22 protein-coding genes are annotated in these 22,159 nt (G+C 63.9%); 13 read left to right on the forward strand and 9 right to left on the reverse strand.

All coding sequences use genetic code 11. The features are described 5' to 3' along the window. The first annotated feature begins 405 nt into the window (after positions 1-405). The 6 genes from ABIB73_RS01420 (at position 406) to ABIB73_RS01445 (ending at position 6,490) form a co-directional block, all read left to right on the forward strand. The gene (locus ABIB73_RS01420; protein WP_354220701.1) at positions 406-1,746 is read left to right on the forward strand and encodes an ABC transporter substrate-binding protein; all 1,341 of its coding nucleotides are present in this window, start codon (positions 406-408) and stop codon (positions 1,744-1,746) included. Positions 1,747-1,879: 133 nt separating this feature from the next. Further along, complete coding sequence (locus ABIB73_RS01425) at positions 1,880-2,818, forward strand: carbohydrate ABC transporter permease (protein WP_354222513.1); 939 nt, start codon at positions 1,880-1,882, stop codon at positions 2,816-2,818. Next, on the forward strand, positions 2,818-3,729 hold the full coding sequence (locus ABIB73_RS01430; protein ID WP_354220703.1) for a carbohydrate ABC transporter permease: 912 nt from the start codon (positions 2,818-2,820) through the stop codon (positions 3,727-3,729). Before ABIB73_RS01425 ends, ABIB73_RS01430 begins: the two co-directional genes overlap by 1 nt. A gap of 6 nt (positions 3,730-3,735) precedes the next feature. Next, a complete protein-coding gene (locus ABIB73_RS01435; RefSeq protein WP_354220705.1) occupies positions 3,736-4,836 on the forward strand; it encodes an ABC transporter ATP-binding protein in 1,101 nt (366 codons plus the stop codon). A gap of 34 nt (positions 4,837-4,870) precedes the next feature. Beyond that, positions 4,871-5,860, forward strand: a complete 990-nt coding sequence (locus ABIB73_RS01440; RefSeq protein ID WP_354220707.1) for a hydroxyacid dehydrogenase — start codon at positions 4,871-4,873, stop codon at positions 5,858-5,860. Positions 5,861-6,025: 165 nt separating this feature from the next. Beyond that, entirely contained in the window at positions 6,026-6,490 is a 465-nt protein-coding gene (locus tag ABIB73_RS01445) for a hypothetical protein (protein WP_354220709.1), read from the forward strand. A 2-nt stretch (positions 6,491-6,492) separates the two neighbouring features. On the opposite strand, the gene ABIB73_RS01450 is transcribed toward ABIB73_RS01445, so the two are convergent. Next, positions 6,493-6,990: a DUF1993 domain-containing protein gene (locus ABIB73_RS01450; RefSeq protein WP_354222515.1), complete on the reverse strand. Its 498-nt coding sequence runs from the start codon at positions 6,988-6,990 to the stop codon at positions 6,493-6,495. Between the two features lie 114 nt (positions 6,991-7,104). Between ABIB73_RS01450 and ABIB73_RS01455 the strand changes: the two genes are divergently transcribed. From ABIB73_RS01455 to ABIB73_RS01465, 3 genes are all read left to right on the forward strand, one after another. Then, positions 7,105-7,887 carry a transporter substrate-binding domain-containing protein gene (locus tag ABIB73_RS01455; protein ID WP_354220711.1) on the forward strand — a complete coding sequence of 261 codons (783 nt, stop codon included), beginning with the start codon at positions 7,105-7,107 and terminating at the stop codon, positions 7,885-7,887. A 168-nt stretch (positions 7,888-8,055) separates the two neighbouring features. Next, on the forward strand, positions 8,056-8,892 hold the full coding sequence (locus ABIB73_RS01460) for a DUF2147 domain-containing protein (protein ID WP_354220713.1): 837 nt from the start codon (positions 8,056-8,058) through the stop codon (positions 8,890-8,892). 226 nt (positions 8,893-9,118) lie between these two features. After that, a complete protein-coding gene (locus tag ABIB73_RS01465; protein WP_502918382.1) occupies positions 9,119-9,427 on the forward strand; it encodes a hypothetical protein in 309 nt (102 codons plus the stop codon). Between the two features lie 96 nt (positions 9,428-9,523). Here ABIB73_RS01465 and ABIB73_RS01470 read toward each other — a convergent pair whose 3' ends face one another. Continuing rightward, positions 9,524-9,928, reverse strand: coding sequence for a (R)-mandelonitrile lyase (locus ABIB73_RS01470; RefSeq protein WP_354220717.1), 405 nt, complete (start codon positions 9,926-9,928; stop codon positions 9,524-9,526). A gap of 24 nt (positions 9,929-9,952) precedes the next feature. Continuing rightward, positions 9,953-10,651, reverse strand: coding sequence for a ribonuclease activity regulator RraA (locus tag ABIB73_RS01475; protein WP_354220719.1), 699 nt, complete (start codon positions 10,649-10,651; stop codon positions 9,953-9,955). Between the two features lie 258 nt (positions 10,652-10,909). On the opposite strand from ABIB73_RS01475, the gene pxpB reads away from it, so the two are divergent. Genes pxpB through ABIB73_RS01490 form a run of 3 tightly spaced genes read left to right on the forward strand, consistent with a single transcriptional unit; the run spans position 10,910 to position 13,477 of the window. Next, positions 10,910-11,641, forward strand: coding sequence for a 5-oxoprolinase subunit PxpB (gene pxpB / locus ABIB73_RS01480; RefSeq protein ID WP_354220721.1), 732 nt, complete (start codon positions 10,910-10,912; stop codon positions 11,639-11,641). Continuing rightward, positions 11,638-12,675, forward strand: a complete 1,038-nt coding sequence (locus ABIB73_RS01485; protein ID WP_354220723.1) for a 5-oxoprolinase subunit C family protein — start codon at positions 11,638-11,640, stop codon at positions 12,673-12,675. Before pxpB ends, ABIB73_RS01485 begins: the two co-directional genes overlap by 4 nt. 31 nt (positions 12,676-12,706) lie before the next feature. After that, entirely contained in the window at positions 12,707-13,477 is a 771-nt protein-coding gene (locus ABIB73_RS01490) for a LamB/YcsF family protein (RefSeq protein ID WP_354220725.1), read from the forward strand. Here the strand turns inward: ABIB73_RS01490 and ABIB73_RS01495 are convergent, their stop codons facing one another. The 5 genes from ABIB73_RS01495 to ABIB73_RS01515 all read right to left on the reverse strand — a co-directional run bounded on the left by ABIB73_RS01495 (position 13,478) and on the right by ABIB73_RS01515 (position 19,414). Continuing rightward, positions 13,478-13,630, reverse strand: a complete 153-nt coding sequence (locus ABIB73_RS01495; RefSeq protein WP_354220727.1) for a hypothetical protein — start codon at positions 13,628-13,630, stop codon at positions 13,478-13,480. Between the two features lie 329 nt (positions 13,631-13,959). Then, positions 13,960-15,552: a sulfite reductase subunit alpha gene (locus tag ABIB73_RS01500; RefSeq protein ID WP_354220729.1), complete on the reverse strand. Its 1,593-nt coding sequence runs from the start codon at positions 15,550-15,552 to the stop codon at positions 13,960-13,962. Continuing rightward, entirely contained in the window at positions 15,549-17,330 is a 1,782-nt protein-coding gene (locus ABIB73_RS01505) for a NirA family protein (RefSeq protein WP_354220731.1), read from the reverse strand. The genes ABIB73_RS01500 and ABIB73_RS01505 overlap by 4 nt, the downstream gene beginning before the upstream one ends. A gap of 333 nt (positions 17,331-17,663) precedes the next feature. Further along, positions 17,664-18,827: a CmpA/NrtA family ABC transporter substrate-binding protein gene (locus tag ABIB73_RS01510; protein WP_354220733.1), complete on the reverse strand. Its 1,164-nt coding sequence runs from the start codon at positions 18,825-18,827 to the stop codon at positions 17,664-17,666. Continuing rightward, positions 18,824-19,414, reverse strand: coding sequence for an ANTAR domain-containing response regulator (locus tag ABIB73_RS01515; RefSeq protein ID WP_354220735.1), 591 nt, complete (start codon positions 19,412-19,414; stop codon positions 18,824-18,826). The genes ABIB73_RS01510 and ABIB73_RS01515 overlap by 4 nt, the downstream gene beginning before the upstream one ends. A 113-nt stretch (positions 19,415-19,527) precedes the next feature. Here ABIB73_RS01515 and rimO point away from each other — a divergent pair, with 113 nt between their 5' ends. Further along, positions 19,528-20,853 carry a 30S ribosomal protein S12 methylthiotransferase RimO gene (rimO, locus tag ABIB73_RS01520; RefSeq protein ID WP_354220737.1) on the forward strand — a complete coding sequence of 442 codons (1,326 nt, stop codon included), beginning with the start codon at positions 19,528-19,530 and terminating at the stop codon, positions 20,851-20,853. 13 nt (positions 20,854-20,866) lie between these two features. Here rimO and ABIB73_RS01525 read toward each other — a convergent pair whose 3' ends face one another. Next, positions 20,867-21,808: a hypothetical protein gene (locus tag ABIB73_RS01525; RefSeq protein ID WP_354220739.1), complete on the reverse strand. Its 942-nt coding sequence runs from the start codon at positions 21,806-21,808 to the stop codon at positions 20,867-20,869. Positions 21,809-22,159: the final 351 nt, after the last annotated feature.

A 22,159-nucleotide genomic window follows, 5' to 3' on the forward strand; every position in this document is an offset into this window, starting at 1 on the left:
ATCGTTTTCGCCGCGCCGAGGTCTAGGCGCACGCAGTCCCCGTCCCCATCCGAAAGGTGTTTCGCAGGAAGCGGTTATGCAGGCTCATTCCGAACTGCGGCGTAATTGCGCACGGATCGCCCTGAGCCGGCTTGCCCCGAAGTGTGCGTCGCAAAAAGAGCAGGTGTGGTTCACAGCGGGCGCGCGCTGCCGTCGATCCATGCGCAACGTTAGTTCTAGAGAACGACCCATTCGGCTTTCTCGACAGACGCAATCAATCATGATCTGATCGCGCTACCAATTTGCCGCGCCTTCGCGTGATTTGCCTGGCTGGGACGACGGCTCCAACAAGAAACTCCCAAAACAAAAACTCAAGGAATCTGAAAGAGGAAACTCCAACAACAAACACCCAAGTGAGGAAACGAGATGTCACGCAAGAAACTGACGCGACGTCAATTTGTGGCTGCCACTGCAATGTCCTCCGCGGCGCTGATCACGGCGCCCTATGTCCGCGGCGCTTACGCCGCCGGCACACTCTCGATCGGTTTCTGGGACCACTGGGTGCCCGGCGCCAACGACGCCTCCACTGCCCTCGTCAAGGAATGGGCCGAAAAGGAGAAGGTCGAAGTCTCGATCGACTACATCACCAGCAACAACAAGAAGATCGAGTTGACCGCGGCGGCCGAAGCGCAGGCCAAGTCCGGTCACGACATTCTTCAGATGCCGAGTTGGTGGCCGCACGCCTATTCAGAAAATCTCGAGCCGCTCAACGACGTCATGGAGCCGCTCATCAAGCAGAATGGCGAGGTGAACGGCACCGTCAAATATCTGGGACAGTCCGGCGGCAAATGGCTCGCAGTGCCGGCAACGCCGGGAAGCCAGATCAAGGGTCCCTGCTCCCGCATCGATCTCATGAAGAAATACGCAGGCATCGACGTCCAGGAGATGTATCCGGCCGGCAGCCCGCCGAAGGCCGACAACTGGACGATGGAGACATTTCTGAAAGCCGCGGAGGCCTGTCATAAGGGTGGCTTCCCCTTCGGCATCGGCCTCGGCGAGACCACCGACAGTGTCGACACCGCCGGCGCGATCTTTCAGTCGTTCGGCGCCGAGCTCGTCAATGCCAAGGGCGATGTCACGGTGAAGACCGACGAAGTGCGGCAGGCGCTCGAATTCTACAAGAGGCTGATCGCGGTGCTGCCCACGGACGCACCCTCGTGGGACGATGCCTCCAACAACAAATGGCTGATCTCGGGCCGCGGCGCGATGATCCTGAACCCGCCAAGCGCCTGGGCGGTCGCCAAGCGCGACGCACCGCAAGTCGCCGAACAGTGCTGGACGCATGGCTTCCCGGCGGGCCCGAAAGGGCGTTTCGCGCCTTTCTTGCCCTACTTCTGGGGGGTCTGGAGTTTCGGCAAGAACAAGGAAGCGGCCAAGAGCCTGCTCATTCACCTGTCCACGCCATCGGCGATCGAAAAGTTCGTTGCGGCGAGCGGCGGCTATGACCTGCCGGCTTATGCCAATATGACGACACTGAAGACCTGGGCCGAGGTGGGGCCGCCGAAGGGCACGCTCTATCACTATCCGAACCCGTACAACCATCAGACGCTGTCGATCGCCGCATCGCCGGCGCCGCCGAAGATCGCCCAGCAGATCTACTTCCAGGCGACGCTGACCAAGATGGCGCTGCGCTTTGCGCAGGGCGAGAAGCTGGACACGGCGCTCGCCTGGGCCGAGGGCGAGTGCGAGGGCTTCATGCGGACCTGAGCCGGGTGTGTGCCATGGCGGTTCATGCTTTCGGGCGTGAGCCGCCAAGGCACCTCTCGATCAATCCGCGTGCCGAATGAAGCTGACCTCTGCGCCAGCTTCGCCGTTCTACATCTCCGAAAAGGCTAGCATCATGGCCGATGTCGTCGTTGAGCAAGGTCGTCTCGCCCGTGCTGCGAGGCCACGCAAGCGGGCCAGTCTCCAGAATGTGCTCGGGCGCAAATCGACCGTGGCGTTCTTCCTGACGCTGCCGCTGATCCTCCTGATCGCGCTGCTCGTGCTCTATCCCGCCTTCTATTCGGTCTACCTGGCGACGCTGAACAAGGCGATGACGAAATTCGTCGGCCTCGGCAATTTCACCTTCCTGTTCAAGCGCGAGACGTTCTGGATGGTGGTGAAGCAGTCTTGCATCTTTGCGATTACCGCCGTGATCTTCAAGGCGCTGATCGGATTCATCGTCGCGCATTTCGTCCACAACATTCCGGGCAAGAAGCAACGCAAATGGCGTGGCATGCTGCTGGTGCCCTGGGTGATCCCGCCGGCGATGAGCACCCTGGCCTGGCTGTGGCTGTTCGATCCGTCCTACAGCGCCTTCAACTACACGCTCTCCTTCTTCGGCGTCGGTCCGATCCCCTGGCTCGGTGACACCTTCTGGGCGCGCTTCTCCGTCATCCTCGTCAACGTCTGGTACGGCGCGCCGTTCTTCCTGATCATGTATCTCGCCGCGCTGAAGTCGGTCCCCGACCAGCTTTACGAGGCCGCCGCGATCGACGGCGCCAATTGGTGGCAGCGCATCTGGTTCATCACGCTGCCGATGATGCGCAACATCATCGCCATCACCACGCTGTTCTCGCTGATCGTCACCTTCGCCAATTTCGACATCGTGCGCATCCTCACCTCCGGCGGACCGCTGGACCGGACGCATCTGTTCGCCACTTGGGCGTTCCAGGTCGGCATCCAGAGCAGCGACATTCCGCTCGGCGCCTGCGTCTCGCTGTTCATGGTGCCGATCCTCGCTGTCGCGGCGATCTTCATCCTGCGCGATGTCAACAAACGTGGGAACGAAGCCTGATGAGCACGCTCGCGATCGACAAGGCCGGACCGAGCCGCAAGGTCAAACTCGGCAGCATGAGCCGGGACCGCACCTGGGCGCTGCGCTGGTCCTACTTCTTCCTGGTGCTGTTTGCGATCTTCTTCCTCACGCCGCCGGTCTACATGCTGATCACCTCGCTCAAGAGCAGCGCGGAGATCTCGGCGGCGACCAATCCGTGGTGGGTGTTTCACCCGACGCTATCGAACTATGTCGAGTTGCTGACCTCGAACCAGTTCCTGCGATTTTTCTGGAATTCGTCGATCATCTCGATCGTGGTCGTGATCGTGACCATGCTGATCAGCATCCCTGCGGCATTTGCCTTGGCACGGATGAAGTTCTGGGGCTCGACGATGCTCGCGACCGGCGTCTTTCTCACTTACCTGATCCCGGACAGCCTGCTGTTCATTCCGCTGTTCAAGATGCTTGCGGTGATCCAGGACTTCACCGGCATCACCCTGCTGAACCGATGGTACGTCCTGGTCTTCATCTATCCGACGCTGACCGTGCCGTTCTGCACCTGGATCATGATCGGCTATTTCGCTTCGATTCCGAAAGAGCTCGATGAGGCCGCGATCATCGATGGCGCCTCATGGCTCCAGACCCTGCTGCGGATCTTCATCCCGGTGGCGCTGCCCGGGCTGATCGCCGCGACCATCTTCGCCTTCACGGTGTCGTGGGCGCAGTTCCTCTATCCCCTGGTGTTCACGACGTCGATCGACCAGCTCGTGCTCCCGGTCGGCATCACCACCACACTGATCAAGGGTGACGTCTTCAACTGGGGGCAGATCATGACCGGTGCCCTGCTCGGCGCTGCCCCGCCGCTGGTCATCTACGCCTTCCTGATGGACTACTACATTGCCGGCCTGACCGCTGGCGCGACAAAGGGTTGAGAACTCATGGCTGACGTTGCATTGCGGAAGGTAGTCAAGCGTTATGACGATGTCGAAGCCGTGCGCGGCATCGATCTCGACATCGCAGACCATGAGTTCATCGTGCTGGTCGGCCCCTCGGGCTGTGGCAAGTCGACGACGCTGCGCATGATCGCAGGCCTCGAGGACATCAGCGATGGCGACATCATGATCGGCGGCGACGTCGTCAACGACGTGCCGCCGAAGGACCGCGACATCGCGATGGTGTTCCAGAACTACGCGCTCTATCCGCACATGACGGTCGCGGAGAACATGTCGTTCGGACTGCGGCTGAAGCATTACCCCAAGGCCGAGATCAAGGCGCGGGTGACGGAGGCTGCCCGCCTTCTGGACATCACCGACCTGATCGACCGCAAGCCGAAACAGCTTTCCGGCGGCCAGCGCCAGCGCGTCGCAATGGGCCGCGCCATCGTGCGCAATCCAAAGGTCTTCCTGTTCGACGAACCGCTGTCCAATCTCGATGCAAAACTGCGGGTGCAGATGCGCATCGAGATCAAGAAGGTGCACCAGAAGGTGCGCACCACCACCGTCTACGTCACCCACGACCAGGTCGAGGCGATGACGCTCGCCGACCGTGTGGTTGTGATGAACAAGGGCCGCATCGAGCAGATAGGCACGCCGAACGAACTCTACCACAAGCCGGCGACGCGCTTCGTCGCGGGCTTCATCGGCTCACCCGCCATGAATTTCATCCCGTGCCGGCTGGAAGACTCCGGCGGCAAACTCAACATCCGCCTGACCGACCGGATCTCGTTCCCACTGCCCCCCACCCGCGCCGCCCGTTACAATGCGCTGCCCCGAACTGAAAACCTGCTGCTCGGCCTCCGTCCCGAACATCTCACGGAATCGAGTGCGCACCTCGAGCCCGGCGTCGAGAGCTTCGACACCGTGCTCGACGTCACCGAGCCGATGGGGATGGAGACGCTCGTCTATTTCGGGCTCGACGGCACGCCGGTCTGCGGCCGTGTCAATCCCAATGCCGGCGCCAAGGACGGAGCACCCATGCGTTTGGCGATGGACCTCAACAATATGCACCTGCTAAACGAGGCGAGCGGCGCCGTGTTGTGACGGCCCGACAAGAAACGCGAGCAGGCGGGGAGCAATGGCGACCAACAAGAAGAAGATTTTCATTACACAAACTTTATCGCAAGGGGCCCGCGCCCTCCTCACCCAGCGGGACGATATCGAGCTCGTCGAGTTTCCGAACCTGATCTCCGCCAAGGACTTCGAGGCGCTGCTGACGAGCCATGCGCCGGTCCATGGCGTGGCGCTGGGTGCGACCGCCTTCGGCGAGGCCGAACTCGAGGCCTCGAGGGACATGAAGGTGGTGACGCGGATCGGGGTCGGCTACGACGCCGTCGACGTGCCCGCCCTGTCCCGCCGCAAGGTGCCGCTGATGGTCGCGGGCAGCGCGAATTCGCCCTCGGTCGCGGAGCAGGCGCTGTTCATGATGCTGACGCTGGCCAAGCGCGCGCAGGAGATGCACGCCTTAGTCAAGGACAGCAAATGGGCCGACCGGCTCGGTATGCTGCCGTTCGATCTCTACGGCAAGACCGTGCTGATCATCGGCTTCGGCCGCATCGGCAGCCGCACCGCCAAGCGCTGCCTGGCGATGGAAATGAAGGTCCAGGTCTACGATCCCTACAAGCCCGCCGCAGATATCAAGGCTGCCGGCTGTGAGCCCGTCGCCGATCTCGACGCGGCGCTGCCCTATGCCGACTTCGTCACCATCCATTGCCCGAAGACGCCCGAAACCGTCGGCCTGTTCAATGCGGCACGGATCGGCCTGATGAAACCGAAGTCGTATCTCATCAACACCGCGCGCGGCGGCATCGTCAACGAGAAGGCGCTGTATGAGGCGCTGGTCTCGGGCAAGCTCGCTGGCGCCGGCATCGACGTGTTCGAGCAGGAGCCACCGCCGGTCAGCAACGCGCTGTTCGCACTGCCCAACGTCATCATGGCTCCGCATGTCGCCGGCGTGACTGTCGAGGCGGTGAGCCGCATGAGCGAGCAGACCGCCCGCAACATCCTGAGTGTGCTGGACGGCGACCCGATCCGGCAGAACATCATCAATCAGGACGTCTTGAGCTGAGATCCGAGGCGGGTGGCTATCCGCCCGCCTTCGGAACGCCAGAATGCGTCCCATTTTGGTGCAGATCGAGCCCAAACTCAGCCTTAATCAAACCCGCGTAATAAGCACGGCCGCGCCCGGCAGTGGGACAAACTTGCTGGCCGCGTCGAGCTGGAGGATGGACCCTTGTCAGAAATCGATCCGACCGACCAAGCGCTGGCGACCATCGCCAGCATTTTCGAGAATCCCGAGCCCAGCTTTGTTATCCGGGACACCGAGACCACCGAGACCGAGGTGGCCGTTGCCGATGAGTATCCGGTCGTCGACGAGCACGAGCAACCCGTGGTCGAGGAACAGCCGCTGGTGCCGGAGCCGGCCGATGCCGACGGCTACAGCAAGGTCGGCCCCGGGCCGATGGTCGCGATCCGCCTCAAATGGACGGTCCATCGCGGCGACGACGGTCAGCACTACGTGCACGAGACCATCGGCGAACAATCCGCGCCCGTGATCAGCGGCCCGATGACGAGCGAAGCCGCGGTGCATTTCGTCGACGAGCACCAGGACGAAGCGCATCGACGCTTCGAGCTGCTGCGCAGCGAGATCGCCGGCCGCAGCTCGCTCGCCGATTACGAGCGCAAGGGCGAAGCCTAAGATTACTTCCGCCCGAGATAATCCTTCTTCACGAGCTCGACTCCTGCATGCCGCAAGAGGTCGTAGGCCGTCGTAACGTGAAAGAAGAATTGCGGAACGCTGAACGTCAGCAGCAGCGTCCGCCCGGTAAACGGCAGCTCGGTCCCGTTCTTCAGCTTGAAGAAGACATTCTGCTCCGCCGCAGCATCGATCGCGGCGCGCGGCAGGCTTTCGATGAATTCGATCGAGGTGGCGATGCGTGCCTGAAGCCCGGCCATGTCGTGCTCCAGCACCGGCAGCACCGCCGGCTCGCGCTGCGCCAGCAAGGCCGGGGCGACCGTGGCGTGGCGGCAGGCCTCGCCGACCTGCTGCGCCAGATCATACATGTTCGGCGATAGCCGCATCTCGAGCAGGACGGCGGGATTGAACTTGCGAACCTCGGCATAAGCGACGCCCTTGTCGAGCAGTCCGGACAGGTTGCGCAAATACGGCACGAAGAGGCCGACCGAGGCCTCGTACATCGAGATCGTCACCCCAAAATTCCTTTCAATTCCGCCTCGCCAGCGACTGGCATCTGGTCTAAATCCACAGCTCAACGGCTGCACAATGACAGCTTACGCGGGGGTGGAGAAGAGATGATCGTTCGAATCGTGGCGGCGTTGGCCGTGATGTTGCTGGCAAACCTTTCGGCCCACGCACAGCAGGCGGCGCCTTCGCGCCTCGACGAGATCATCAAGCGCGGCACATTGCGCGTCGGCATGACCGGCGACTACAAGCCCTTCACTTATCTCGACAAGGCCACGCAGCAATTCAGCGGCTTCGATGTCGACATGGCGGAGGCGCTGGGCAAGGCGCTCGGCGTCAAGGTCGAATATGTGCCGACGGCCTGGCCGAAGCTGATGAAGGACTTTGAGGCTGACCAGTTCGACATTGCTATGGGCGGCATCTCGGTCACGCTCGACCGGCAGAAGAGAGGCTTCTTCTCGATGCCGATCATGCGCGAGGGCAAGACGCCGATCGCGCGCTGCGCCGACGTCGGCAAGTACCAGACGCTTCCCGACATCGACAAGAAGGGCACCCGCGTCATCGTCAATCCCGGCGGCACCAATGAGCGTTTTGCGCGCGCCAACGTCAAGGATGCGGAGATCAACGTCTTCCCCGACAACACCGTGATCTTCGACGAGATCGCCAAGGGCAATGCCGACCTGATGATGACGGATGCGTCCGAAACCCGCTACCAGCAGAAGCAGCATGCCGGCGTGCTCTGCGCGGTGCATCCGGACAAGCCGTTCGACTTCTCGGAAAAGGCCTACTGGCTCCAGCGCGACATGGCGCTGAAGGCCTTCGTCGACCAGTGGCTGCACATCTCTATGGAGGACGGCAGCTACAGCAAGATCTACGCCGCCTGGTTCGACTGAGTCATCCAGCCTGCCCGGCACCCGGCCAAATTTTGGACTGGCTCCGTGTGTATTGAACCCGAACCGGCGGGAGGACGACTCATACCGAGAACAGTGATCTAGATCACTTTTTGCGATCGAGCCGGGGCGTAAGCGTCGGTGCTGGGATCACCCGCTCAGGAGACGGAAATGAGGAAGCTGTTGGCCACGGCCGCATTCCTATTGGCGAGCACCACTGCCCAGGCGCAGTACACCTTCGATTATGGCGGGCGCACCATCCGCATCGATCCCGATCGCGGCACGGTGTCGATCCCCGGTGTCTACGACAACACCGGCCAGGGTAAGGCCAAGAAGGCCAGGAAGAACGAGACCAAGCAGGACCAGCAGGCACCGCAACAGGCCAAGGTCGATCCGCAAACGCCGGCCGCAGCCGCGCCAGCCCCCGCTCCCGCGCCGGCTCCTGCAGCCGCGGCACCATCTCCGGCTCCACCGTCCCCGCCTCCGACGACCACCGCCAACAATGCGCCGGCCGACACGGCCGTGCTGCCGCTGCCCGCACCGCCTCCGGCCCTTGCCCCCGTCGAGCAGCAGGCGGCTCCCGTCGTGCCGCCGCCGGCCCCGACCGTGGCTGCTGCGCCCCCGGCGCCGCCTCCGCCACCCGCGCCTGCCCCCGTTCAGTCGGCAGCCATCAATCCGGCTCCCGCAGCCACGCCCGCGCGCGACCTCAATTCACCGCTCGGCGTCTGGCTCACCGAGGAGAAGGAAGGCAAGGTGCGCATCGAGCAGTGCGGAAACAATCTCTGCGGCTATTCGGTCGACACCAAATCGAACCAGAACGGCGAACAGGTTTTGATCAACATGAAGCCCGGCAAGGAGCAGAAATGGTCCGGCCGCATTCTCGATCCTAACACCGGTTCGACCTACGACTCCACGATCGCGCTGAAGGGCACGGACCGCCTGCGCGTGCAAGGCTGCGCCTTCGGCGGCATGTTCTGCGGCGGCCAGACCTGGACGCGCGTGAACTAGGACCGAGTTCGACATTCCGAGAGACAAAGGGGCCCGCGATCCGGGCCCCTTTGTTTTTGCTGCGCAAGCTCCATCGTCGCGAAGTGCGCCACCTCACAGAGCCGTCTCGGGGCGTGACCGCCCTCACATCGCTCGGCCCACGCCCATGCCACGATCCCCGCAGGTTCAACCACAGGGGCGTGTCATGACGTGTTTTCGCAAAGGGCTGTTCGTTACGGCGTTCGCCTTGGCTCTGCCGGTCGCGCAAGCGAGCGCCAGCACCTTCGACGGCGCATGGAATGTCCGCATTTCATCCTCGAGCGAGACCTGCGGCAACGGCGCCACCGTCGCGATCGGCATCAATAATGGTCAGATCGCCTCGAGCAGTGCAGCGGTGACGGCGTCCGGCCGCGTGGCCGACGCCGGCAGCATCAACGTCACCTTGAGCACCGGCATCAAGCGTGCCGTCGGCTTTGGCCGGCTCAGCGGCACCTCAGGTTCCGGAACATGGCGTGGGGCCATGTGCACGGGCACGTGGACCGCCGAGCGGATGTGAGGTCGCGTGTCCCGGACGCGGCGCGGTATGAAATGACGCGACGCTGAGCCGGGACCCAGGAGTCTTGATGCTGTCAGAAAGTCCGGGCCGCGCGCGTTAGCCGACCGCCGCGCCGTACTCCGCGTCGGTCACCGGCTCGAGCCAGGTCGAGAACACTCCGTCGAGCGCTTCCTGCATGGCGATGTGGGTCATGCCGTTGGTCGGCGTTGCTCCATGCCAGTGCAACTCGCCCGGCGGAATCCAGACGGTGTCGCCGGGACGGATCTCACGGATCGCACCGCCTTTGGCCTGGACCCGGCCGACACCCGAAATCACGTACAGCGTCTGCCCGAGCGGATGATGATGCCAGTTGGTGCGCGCGCCCGGCTCGAACGACACACGCGAGCAGTTCAGCCGTGCCGGCGCGGGCGCCATGATCACGGGGTCCTGCAACACGGTGCCGGTGAAGTTTTCCTTGGGCGCGCGGCGGGTCGGCCGCGTGCCTGCGACAGTGATCTCCATGGGGTAACCTCGCTTGTTGTCTCGTTACTTCTTGCTTGCGGCGTAGCGTGCCTTGGTCTCGGCGTTCATGGGATAGAGGCCCGGCAGCGCCGCGCCATTGTTCACCTCGTTGACGATCCAGGCTTCCATCCGTTCCTGCTCGACGCCCTCAGCGAGCACGTGGTCGAGCATCGCCTGCGGGATCAGCACGCAGCCGTCCTGGTCGGCGACCACGATGTCGTTCGGGAACACCGCGACGCCGCCGCAGCCGATCGGCTCGCCCCAGCCGACAAAGGTCAGGCCCGCCACGGAAGGCGGCGCGGAATAGCCATCGCACCACACCGGAAGATTGGTGCCGAGCACGCCCTCGACGTCACGCACGACGCCGTCGGTGACGAGCGCGGTGACGCCGCGCTTCATCATGCGCGCGCAGAGGATGTCGCCGAAGATGCCGGCATCGGTGATGCCCATGGCGTCGACCACGGCGATGCAGCCCTCCGGCATTGCCTCGATCGCGGTGCGGGTCGAGATCGGCGACGACCAGGATTCCGGCGTCGCCAGATCCTCGCGCGCCGGCACAAAGCGCAAGGTGAAGGCCGGTCCCACCAGGCGCGGCAGGCCGGGGCGCAGCGGACGCGCGCCGCGCATCCAGACGTTGCGCAGGCCCTTCTTCAGCAGGACCGTGGTGATGGTGGCAGTGGTGATGCCGGCGAGGGTCTTGCGGGCTTCGGGGGACAGCGACATGGAAACAGACGAGCTCCGGATGGGCGGGAAAGAATGCGCGCATCTTGCGAGCCGCAGGCCTTGCGTCAAGGGCCAAGACGGTGACAACAACGCAGGAGCGCAGGGCTGTTATGCGACGCGATAACAAGGCTTTATCGCGGACCCCTGCATTAATTTATTGGACTTGCGAGCGCATTTACGCGAAGCAGGGCGACGCGGAACTCAAGGATGAGCCCGCGTTTCTCCAGAAGCCCGATTTTGACAGCTCTTTGACAGCTCATGGCCGCGACGCTTGCCCCGCCCCGCCTCCTGCCCAGCGGCGACAGCGCCGTCACGGTCGAGTTCAGCCGCACCATCGACGATGCTGCCAATCAGCGCGTGCTGGCGCTCGACAAGACGCTCGCAGCAAGCCCCATCGACGGCATCATCGAGACGGTGCCAACCTATCGCTCGCTGCTGGTGCATTACGATCCCGGCAAGATCGGTTTCGACGCGCTCGGCGAAAAACTTCTGGTGCTTGCCAGCCAACCGCTGCCGCCCGCTACCAAGGCGCGCCGCTGGCGCATTCCGGTCGCCTATGGCGGTGAGCACGGCATCGACCTCGAGGATGTCGCCAAAGCGCTGAACACCACGCCCGACGACATCGTCGCCCGTCACGTCGCTGGCGACTATCGGGTTGCCATGATCGGCTTCACGCCGGGCTGGTCCTATCTCAGCGGCCTGGACAAATCCCTGCAGATGTCGCGGCGGCAGAATCCGCGGCTGCTGACGCCCGCCGGCACGATCTCGATCGGCGGCATCCAGGCTGGCATCCAATGCCTGGCTGCGCCGAGCGGCTGGCATCTGCTCGGCCGCACACCGGTGCGGACCTATCAGCTCCATCGAAATCCGACCTTTCTCACCGAACCCGGTGATCGCGTGACGTTTTTCGCCATCGACCACAAGACATTCGAAGAGCAGGACCGCGCCGCCGAGGTCGGTGAGATCATCGCCGAGCAGGTGGTCGCATGAGCCGGCTCGTGGTCGCCAGCATCGGGCCAGCAAGTTCCGTCCAGGATGGCGGGCGCCTGGGCGCGCAGCGCTATGGCCTGACGCCGAGCGGCGCGATGGACCGGCTGGCGCTGGCCGCCGCCAATTGCCTGGTCGGCAACGAGGTGTTCGCGGCCGCTATCGAGATCGGCCCGTTCGGCGCCACGTTCACCGCCCGTGATGGCGCGGTCCGCATCGCAATTGCAGGCGCGCCGCGCAATGCCGACATTGCCGGGCGACCGGTGGCCATGGACACATCCGTGACGCTGAAGGATGGCGAGACGCTGGCGCTTGGCTTCGCGCGCGGCGGCGCCTTCACCTATCTCGCGATCGAAGGTGGTATCAAAGGCGAGCCGGTGTTCGGCAGCCTCGCGGTGAATGCCCGTGCCGGCCTCGGCAGTCCCTACCCGCGCCCGCTCCAGGCCGGCGATGAATTCACTGTCGATGCCGCGAGCGGCGCACCCGAGCTGCGCATTGAATTGCCGAAGCCTGTCAGCGGCCCGATCCGCGTCGTGCTGGGACCGCAGGACGACGAGTTCGACGACGCCAACAAGGCGCTGTTCCTCGACAGCGAGTGGAAGATCTCGGCGACCTCCGACCGCATGGGCTACCGGCTCGAAGGCCCCGCCATCAAGCATCTGCACGGCCACAACATCGTCTCCGACGGAACCGTCAACGGCAGCATCCAGGTGCCCGGCAACGGCTCGCCGATTGCGCTGATGATGGATCGCGGCACCTCCGGCGGCTATCCGAAGATCGCAACGGTGATCACGGCCGATGTCGGTCGCCTCGCGCAGACCTCGGCGGGAACGGCGTTCCGCTTCAAGCAGGTCAGCATGGCCGAGGCGCAGGACGAGGCGAAGAAATTCGCGCAAGCCATCCGCACCCTGCCCGATCGCTTGCGCTCGTCGGACACCGTCGCGCTCAACATCGAGGCGCTCAGCGATGCCAACGTCGCGGGCTATGCGGTGAGCGCCATGGACGCCGGGACCTGGCAGGTCGCGGCGGAACCGTAAACGACAGGACGACCAGAGGCGGAGAGCAACCATGAAGACGATCGATCTCAATTGCGACCTCGGCGAAGGTTTTGGCGCGTGGGAGATGGGCAACGACGCCGCGATGATCGAGCTGGCGAGCTCGGTCAATATCGCCTGCGGCTTCCATGCCGGCGATCCCGACATCATGCGCCGGACGGTCGAGCTGGCGAAGGCGCGCGGCGTCTCGGTCGGCGCGCACCCTGGATATCGCGACCTGCACGGTTTTGGCCGGCATCCGATCGCGGGCCTGAAGGCGTCCGAGATCGAGAACCTGGTCGCCTACCAGATCGGCGCACTTCAGGCGATCGCCACTGCTGCGGGCCACAAGGTGACGCATGTGAAGGCGCACGGCGCGCTCTCCAACGTTGCCTGCGAGGACGACATGACGGCCAAGGCGATCGCCGCCGGCATCAAGGCGGTCGATCCCGGCCTGATCTTCGTCGTGCTCGCCAACTCGAAGCTGGTGAAGGCCGGCGAAGACGCCAATCTGCCAATGGTGCACGAGGTGTTCGCCGACCGTGCCTATGAGGACGACGGCAATCTGGTCTCGCGCAAGAAGCCCGGCGCGGTGCTGCACGACGCCAAGGCCATCGCCGATCGCGTGGTGCGCATGGTGCAGGACGGCGCGGTGGTCTCGGTCACTGGCAAGGTCATCAAGATGCGCACGGACACGGTCTGCATCCATGGCGACACGCACGGCGCCGTCGACATCGCGCGCGGTCTGCGTCAGGCGTTGAAGGATGCGGGAATCGAAGTGGCGCCGTTCAAGCGCGGGTCGTAATCAGAACGGGTGCACCGACAGTGTGCCGAACACGATGGCCGCGATGACCGCGAAGGCGCTGTAGAGCCCGATATGATGGGCACTCGCCCCGGTCCGCCGCGAGAGCGAGCGCGCGTAGAAGTGCAGCCTGGCTTCCGCCGATAGTTCGCGCATGGTCGATCTCCAACGCCCCATTTGCGGGATTATGAGGGATTAACCCGGGTCACGGGCAAGATGCTGGCGGAAATAGCGACGGCGGTTCTCTGAAGACACCATATCGCAGGCACAAATTCTCTCCACCTGAGGGTTCCGAGAATCTTATTCGTTAAAGTCCGAGACAGCCGGAACCGGTCCGGATGACGATGCGATGACAGTCGGAACGAGGCATCAGTACCCGTTCGACAAAAAAGTCGAAAACAACCCCGTGCAAAGTAGAAGACGGCAAGCGCCACGTCCCCCGGCGCTTGCGCCGCCGGGATGATTTGCGCTGACCCCATCGGGTCTTAGTAGACGTCAGCCTGGAAACGCCCCGTCTTCTTGAGGTCGGCGACGAAACTCACGGCTTCGTCGGTCGAGCGCGCCCCGAACTGGGCGACGATATCGACCAGCGCGCGCTCGACGTCCTTGGCCATGCGCTTGGCATCGCCGCAGATGTAGAGAACTGCGCCCTCGGCAAGCCACGTCCACACTTCGCGGCCGACCTCGCGCATGCGATCCTGCACGTAGAACTTCTTCTCGCCGTCGCGCGACCAGGCCAGCGACATGCGGGTCAGGAGCCCCGACGTCTTCATCGCGTTGAGCTCGTCCTGATAGAAGAAATCGCAATCGCTGCGCTGGTGGCCGAAGAACAGCCAATTCTTGCCGGGCGCGCCGGTCGCCTTGCGGTCGAGCAGGAAGGCGCGGAACGGCGCGATGCCGGTGCCGGGGCCGATCATGATCACCGGCGTCTTCGGGTCCTGCGGCAGGCCGAAGCCATGCGCCTTCTGGACATAGACCTTGAGCTTGTCGCCTTCATTGATGCGCTCGCCGAGGAAGGTCGAGGCCACGCCGATACGCTTGCGCTTGCCGATGACGTAGCGCACGGAATCGACCGTCAGCGACAGCTTTCCAGGCGTCGCATTGTGCGACGACGAGATCGAATAGAGCCGCGGTTGCAGCGGCTCCAGCGCCTCGACGAAGGCCTCGGGATGCGGCCGCGTGCCGGAAAACTTCTGGAGCGCCGCCATCACGTCCAGCGTCGCGGCATCGCCATCGGGATCCTCGCCCTGCGCCAGCGCCCGCGCCTTCTCGCGCTGCGCGCCACCGGTGATGAAGGAGATCAATTCGAACAGCGTGTCCGGCGCCGGCGACAGCGAGACGTCATCGATCAGCACCTCGCGCAAGGTCTTGCCGTTGACCTCTGTGGTGTGGGAGGCGCCGAGCAACGCGATGACCTGGTCGACGAGACCGATTTCGTTCCGGGCGAACACGCCAAAACTGTCGCCGACGACGTAGTCGAGCTTGCTCGCGGAGAGATCGAACTCGACGTGATAGGTTTCCTTCTCCGAGGCGCCTTTGTTGAGAAGACGCCGCGACAGGAAGGTCGCAGCGACCGGATTGTCTCGTGAGCGGCCGGGCTCAGCGATCGTCACCGTCACGGCTGGCGCCGCCACCGCGTCTTGCTTGCCAGGCGTTTTGTCCAGCTCTTCGTGCAGTGCCTTCAGCATCCGCGCGGTTTCCTTGCCGCCGGGGACACAAAGGTTGAGCCGTGCTTCGCTGCGGGTAGCAATCGCCTCCGAATAGTCGTGGCAATTGTAGCCGCACTGCCCGCAATCCTGCTGCGCCATCGCCGCCATCATCTTGCGGCGCACGGGGCGGCCTTCGGCGAGTTTCATCCGGTCGGCGATCGGCATGGTCTGGTCGTGCCATGGCGCTTCGCCGTCGTCGCCGTCACTGGCTTGCATGATTGCGGCGCCCTGCTCCGCCGACAGGGGCGCCGCGGCATCAGGCGACAGCAGCCCGGCAAAGAAGCCGTTCAACCAGGAGCGCTGCGCGTCGGAGAACGGCGCGCTGGCGGGAATGATATCGAGCTTGGGCGGAGGGCTGATCTGGTTCATGCGGACACCTCTGCATCGGCAAGCTGGCGCAGCGTCTCGGCATCGTGGCGGCGCGCAAAGGAGAGGAAGGTTTCGTCGGGTGACGAGCGGTTGGCGATATAGGCCTTGAGCAAGCCTTCGACCGTCTTCGGCGCGTCCTCGGCCTTGAGGTCGTGATAGACCTCCTGCCCAACATCGGCATCGGGACCGAACCCGCCGCCGGTGAAGAGGTGATAGCCCTCGACCGTGTCCTCCTCGCTGACCGGCACGCGTGCGCCGATCAGTCCGATGTCGCTGATGTAATGCTGCGCGCAGGAATGATGGCAGCCGGTGACGTGGATGTTGACCGGCTTGTCCATCGCGACGCGCGGCTCGCACCAATCGCCGATCTCGGCGGCGTGGCGCTTGGTATTCGAGGCGGCGAAACGGCAGCCGGCATTGCCGGTGCAGGCGATCAAGCCGGCACGGATGTGTGAAGCCTCCACAGCAAGCTCGATTTTTTTGATCGCTGCAATGGCGAGTTCGACATTCTCGTCGCGAACTCCCGGGATCAACAGGTTCTGCCAGACCGTCAGGCGGATTTCCCCGTCGCCGAGGTCCCGCGCGACCTTCGCCAAGCCGCGCATCTGATCGCAGGTGATCTTGCCGAGCGGCAGCGAGACGCCGATCCAGTTCAGGCCGTCCTGCTTCTGCTTGTGCACGCCGATATGCGCCATGCGGTCCGACGCGGGCCGCGGCGCAAACGCGTCTTCCGGCACGCGCGTAAACGGCGTCTTCAGCCGCTCCTCGACCAGCTTGAGGAATCCGTCATGGCCCATGGTGTCGAGCACATATTTCAGCCGCGCCTTGTTGCGGTTGGTGCGGTCGCCATGGTCGATGAACACGCGCACGATGGCGTCCGCGACGGCGGTCGCCTGTTCCGGCTTGACGATGATGCCGGAATATTTTGCAAAGTCCTTGTGTCCGGTGATGCCGCCGAGACCGAGGCGAAACCAGACTCCGGGCTCGACGCCGAATCCGTCCTTCACCTCGAACGCCGTGAAGGCGATGTCGTTGGTTTCCTCGAGCACGGCGATCCTGCCGGCGCCGTCGAAGGCGACATTGAACTTGCGCGGCAATCCGTACAGCGAACGGTCATTCAGGATGTGATAGTGCCACTCGCGCGCATAAGGCCGCGTGTCGATCAGTTCCTGCGGATCGATGCCGGCTGTCGGCGTTCCCGTCACGTTGCGAATGTTGTCGGCGCCGGAGCCGCGCGAGCACAGGCCGAGATCCTGGATGCCCTCGATCAGTTTTGTCGCGTTCTTCGGCGGGATCTCGCGAAGCTGGAGATTGGCGCGCGTCGTGACGTGGCTGAACGGTCCGCACAGGTCCTCGGCAAGATCGGCAAGGCCCGACAGCTGCCAGTGCTTCATGATGCCGTTCGGAATGCGTAGCCGGCACATGTAGGAGTCCTGCGCCGGTGCGACGTAGAAGATGCCGAAATAGCGCCAGCGGAAATTGTCAGCGGGACTCGGCGGCGCGTTGTCGAGCGCCTGCTGGCGCAGCCGCGGATAGGCATCGAAAGGATGCTCGTCGCGCTTGAACTTCTCCTGGTCGGCGAGCTTCTTGCCCGACGCGATGACCCTGTCCTGCGCCTTGATGTGCACGGCATCGGGACCGGTCGGCTCGGCATTCGCCTTGCCGGCACCACCACCGAAGCCGCGACCGACGCGGCTGATCTGGAGACCGGTCGTGAAGCCTTCGAGATAGCGTTTCTGCTCGTCGGTAAAGTCGACTGAGAGCGTGTCGATTTTCATGGTCGGTAACGAAGCTCCTGCGGCCACCTGGGTGGTATCGAGGGAAATGTGCACGACCCGCGAGGAACTCGGCTGGCTCGAGAGCCGGCTCTGCACCCAACGGTCCGGTCAGCTTCGTTGCTGCGGGACTTGGCTCAGCTGGCATCTGTGACACGCTGGCCGCACCGCAACATACAAGTTGCGTGCCAGCTTTGATCAAATGAAAATTGTTGTGATTTCAGCCGATTACGGACGATCCTGGAAAATCACAGCCCCGGAGCCCACCCGAAATTCGAGCAGTCGGCACAAAATTTGGTCGATGATCTCGCACGCCCAAAAACCATGCAGCCCGAATCAAGCCTTCCAGCGGCCTATCTCGAAAGCCTCAAGGTGCCCCCGAATGTTGTCGGGGTCGAAGGCGGGGCCGGCGAATGCACCGAACGCCGCGGGAGCTTCCTTGGGGGGCTGGCGGCCGAGAGCGGCGTCGTAGAGATCAGGTCTGAACACGGCCATCGCCGTCTTGACGCCGTCCGGCGTCAGCGCCGTCTGCCCCCAGCGCACCATCTGCGCGTAGAGCCAGGCGGCCTGGACCGGATCGGGACGTCCTGCCCCTTCGCGTCCGACCAGCAGGTAGCGGCCGCTTTCGCGGAACGTACCATCGGGCGAAATCTTCAGGCGCCCATCGAGCGTGCGCTGGATGACTTCTGCATCGACGCCGATCCGCTCCGGCTGCGCCAGAATCCGCGCTGCCTCGGTGCGGTTCGCAGGATTCTCGATGAACTCCGCGGCCTTCACGGCCGCCCGCACGAGGGCTGCGACCACATCCGGATTCTTGTCGGCCCAGACCTGGCGCACCGCCAGCACCTTCTCCGCCGCGTGCACCAGGATGTCGGAGACGAAATGCAGGATATGGCCGATGCCGAGATCGACCGCGATCGAATTCCAGGGCGCGCCGACACAGAACGCATCGACATGGCCATTGGCGAGGCTATCGACCATGTAGGGCGGCGGCAGCACGACGAGGCGCACGTCCTCGTCGGGATCAACGCCGGCTGCACCCATCCAGAACCGCAATTGGTAATTGTGGGTCGAGAACGGAAAGGTCATGCCGAAAGTCAGCGGCTCTGCGCCCGCCTTGCGACGCTTGGCGACCACCTGGGCCAACGCCTTCGCGGTGGCGAGCGGATCGAAGCGGTCGCCGTCGATCTCCTCCATCAACGCGGCATGGAGCGCCGGCGAGACGGTGATCGCGTTGCCGTTGATGCCAAGATTGAAGGGCGCCGCGATCGGCACCTTGACGTGACCGAGCCCGAGCGAGGACGCGATCGCCACCGGCGCGAGCAGATGCGCGGCGTCGAACAGACCGATATTGAGCTTGTCGCGGACGTTGGACCACGACACTTCGCGCACCAGCTCGACCTCGAGTCCCTCGGCGGCGGCAAAGCCCTTGTCCACCGCGACAATCAGGGCGGCGGCGTCGACCAGCGGGATGAACCCGATGCGGAGGGGAGCGGTCATTTCAGCATCTCCGACGCGGTGATGATCGACTGGGCGATCTCGCCGATTTTCTTCTTCTCGCGCATGGCGGTCGAGCGCAGCAGCACATAGGCCTCGTCCTCGGTGAGACCCTTGACCTTCATCAAGATACCCTTGGCCTTCTCGATGATCTTGCGGTCCTCGAGCTGCGACTTGGTGCGCTCCAATTCCTCCTGGAGTTTTGCGAAGGCATTGAAGCGGGACACGCAGAGGTCAAGGATCGGCTTGATGCGCTCCTTCTTCAGGCCGTCGACGATGTAGGCGGACACTCCGGCCTCCACGGAGGCCTGGATCGAAGCTGAATCGCTCTGGTCCACGAACATCGCGATCGGCCGCCGCACGGCACGGCTGACCTGGAACATCGCCTCGAGCACGTCACGGCTGGGGTTTTCGAGATCGATCAGGATGATGTCGGGATCGACCGCATAAATACGGGCCAGCAGGCTCTGCATTTCGCTGATGTGGACGACCTGCGTGAACCCCGCCTCCCGCAACCCCTCCTGGAGGATCGCGGCCCGGATCGGGCTTTCGTCGACAATCACGATTTTGGGCGACTGTTCGGCGCTCATTGCTCACTCACGTCCGGCGATTCATCCATAGCACGCCGGAACGCCCTGCAAAGGGTTGTAATTAGTGGCAATTAGGACTAGCTCCTGCCGATCAATCAGGCAGATTTTTGGATATGGAACAGACGGCTGCGCCCAAGGTCAGCTTCGTGTCGCTCGGGTGTCCCAAGGCATTGGTGGATTCCGAGCGCATCATCACGCGCCTGCGCGCCGAGGGCTATGAGCTCGCCCGCAAGCATGACGGGGCCGACATCGTCATCGTCAACACCTGCGGCTTCCTCGACAGCGCCAAGCAGGAATCGCTCTCGGCGATCGGCGAGGCCATGGCCGAGAACGGCAAGGTGATCGTGACCGGCTGCATGGGTGCCGAACCCGAGCAGATCGAGGAGGCCTATCCGGGCGTGCTCTCGATCACCGGCCCGCAGCAATATGAGAGCGTGCTGGACGCCGTGCATCGCGCGCTGCCGCCCGCCCACAATCCGCATCTCGATCTGGTGCCACCGCAGGGCATCAAGCTGACGCCGCGGCACTACGCATATTTGAAGATCTCCGAAGGCTGCAACAATCGCTGCACCTTCTGCATCATCCCGAAGCTGCGCGGCGATCTGGTCTCGCGTCCCGCCAATGACGTGCTGCGCGAGGCGGAGCGTCTGGTCGACGCCGGCGTCAAGGAACTGCTGGTGATCTCGCAGGACACCTCGGCCTACGGTGTCGATCTGAAATACGCCGAGAGCCCGTGGAAGGACCGCCAGGTCCGCGCCAGATTCCTCGATCTCGCGCGCGAGCTCGGCGAACTCGGGGCCTGGGTCCGGCTGCAATACGTCTACCCCTACCCGCATGTCGACGAGGTCATCGCGCTGATGAACGAGGGCAAGGTGCTGCCCTATCTCGACATCCCGTTCCAGCATGCGAGCCCCGAGGTGCTGAAGGCGATGAAGCGCCCGGCGGCGCAGGACAAGACGCTGGCGCGGATCAAGCGCTGGCGCGAGGAATGTCCCGATCTCGCTTTGCGCTCCACCTTCATCGTCGGCTTCCCCGGCGAGACCGATGCCGATTTCGCCTATCTGCTCGACTGGCTCGACGAAGCCGAGATCGATCGCCTCGGCTGCTTCAAATACGAGCCGGTCGCCGGTGCCACGTCGAATGCGATCGCAAATCCCGTCCCGGCCGAGATCAAGCAGGAACGCTACAACGCGCTGATGGCCCGCCAGCAGAAGATCTCGGCGCGGCGGCTGAAGCGCAAGGTCGGCACGCGCCAACAGATCATCATCGACGAGGTCGGCCCGACGGTGGCAAAGGGCCGCTCCAAGGCCGATGCCCCCGAGATCGACGGCGCGGTCTATCTCACCAGCCGCCGCCCATTGCGCGTCGGCGAGATCGTCACCGCGAAGATCGAGCGCGCCGACCAATACGATCTGCACGGCAGCGTCGCGGGGTTTTGAGCGGCGCCTCAATTCACGCCAGCCATTTCGGCACCCAGCGCTCCGGGCGTGGCGCGCGGGCGAGGTCAGCCTTGGCCTCGAACAGCAGCGCCGGCTCGCCATCGATGGTCGGCTGCACATCATAGTCGAAGCGCGGCATGACGCGGCCGTCGGCGTAGACGCCAAAACTCATCGCGTACCACAGACCGAGCTCGGGCTGCGCCCGTCGCATCTCCTCGCGCAATTCGCGCAGCAGGGATTCGATCGAGGCGGCTTCCTCGAATGGCTGCGGCCCGGACGTGAGGATACGCGCCTGGTATTGCTTGCCGACGATCGCGATCTCGAAGCGGGTCTTGTCCCAGACGTTCTTGCCCTTGGGCAGATGCGCCGCGAGCCGCCAGCCAAGCTCGGCCATCATCCGGTGATTGGCCCAATAGTCTTCGCGGTCCCGGCTCCATTTCTCGACGAAGCCACGGAAGTCGGGAAGGTCCGACGACGGATCCTCGGGCGCCATCTTCTCGTCGGTCGGCCGTCCGGCAAGCCATTGCGCCAACTCGACCGTCTGGCACTCGACCTCGTCATCCGGCAGCAGATCGTGCCAGGCCTTGTCAAATTGCTGCGACGTCAATTTCGCGAGCAGCCCATCGAGGGTTAGCGCGAGCAGCTCATAGTCACCCTCCGACCCGAGCCCCACGATCGGGGGATCATCGCGATCGAGACCGGCGCCATACCAGCCGCCAACGGCCGAGCCATCCGGCAAGCGCATGAACAGCGCGAAGCGGTCGCGCAACGGACTGCCGTCGAAGATCGGGGCCTGATCGGAGAACTGGCCTTGCAGCGAAAAGCAGCCAACGCTGCCCCAGGGGCGCCCGTTCAGCCAACCGGCGAAGTCGAGCAGCAGGGGTGGCGCCTCGATGCCCGGCGGAAACGCGCCGCGAATGCTGTCGAGGTCGATCGGGTAAGGCGTGTCGGACAAGGCTGAAAACTGTCTGGTTGGTCCCGCCCTTTTGGTCTCGCCGTTTGTGCGTCCGGTTCGAACCAGTTCGCGATGACTGATCACAAACGCGCTAGAGGCTTGATGGTTTCCATCGAGCATCGCGCAAACTGTTCAAAGTCCCAGCGCTTGCTCGCTTGCCGGCCGGCGCGCAGTGCTGACGCGACAAACCGCGTACTTTTTTCCTAAAGTCGTGCGCACGTGATGCACGCCAGGCGGGTGTTCGGCAAAACGCCCGCTTGACAAACCCCGCCATTCGCATGTATTGCCGCGCCCCATGATCTCTTCCCGGACCCACCTGTGCCAAGCCATGCGTCGTCGCTCCCGCGACGA

The sequence above is a fragment of the Bradyrhizobium sp. F1.4.3 genome (genome assembly GCF_040548375.1).
In the GTDB taxonomy this organism is placed as follows: domain Bacteria; phylum Pseudomonadota; class Alphaproteobacteria; order Rhizobiales; family Xanthobacteraceae; genus Bradyrhizobium.